The following is a 662-nucleotide window of genomic DNA, read 5'->3' as shown; positions in this document are numbered from 1 at the left end:
GAAGAACATGTGTGGACACCACCATTGATTACAATAATAGATCAGGCTGTATCAGCGGATGTGACAGGCGCTAAAGAAATGAAGAATGCGATTATCCAGCAGGATTATTCAGCATTTGATGAAGCCTATCATACTTATACAGACGCCTTTACAAAAGCCGGATACGATCTTTCCCAAATGTATAATGCTGTTTTAGGAGATGATGTAAACGGGGTACCAGAACCTTCAGCGTATGGTATCTGGATACCAGGTATTCCTGTGATGATGAATCAGATATTAGAAAGTATCCATACAGCATCATGGCTGCAAAGTCTGATCGTGGATGGCATCATTGGTGGAGTAGGCGCTGTCCTTGGTTTTGTGCCACAAATGATCGTATTATTCTTATTACTTGCATTCTTAGAAGCTTGTGGCTATATGTCACGTATTGCATTTGTATTAGATCGCATATTTCGTAAATTTAATCTTTCTGGGAAATCTTTTATCCCGATGCTGATTGGCACAGGATGTGGGGTGCCTGGGATTATGGCTTCCAGGACCATAGAAAATGAAAGTGATCGCAAAATGACAATCATGACGACCACCTTTATCCCATGTGGCGCAAAACTGCCAATTATCGCAATGATTGCGTCTGCATTATTTCATGGCGCATGGTGGGTAGC

The 662-nt window shown here is 41.8% G+C and carries 1 protein-coding gene; it reads left to right on the top strand.

The window, feature by feature from the left end; translation table 11 throughout:
- On the top strand, positions 1-662 hold a 662-nt coding region (locus tag DW114_RS21925), incomplete at both ends, for a nucleoside recognition domain-containing protein (protein WP_317286377.1).

The organism is Absiella sp. AM09-50 (assembly GCF_003433845.1).
In the GTDB taxonomy this organism is placed as follows: domain Bacteria; phylum Bacillota_I; class Bacilli_A; order Erysipelotrichales; family Erysipelotrichaceae; genus Hoskinsella; species Hoskinsella hominis.
Note: the sequence above shows the minus strand (reverse complement) of the source record. Positions and strands in the feature narration are given on the sequence as shown.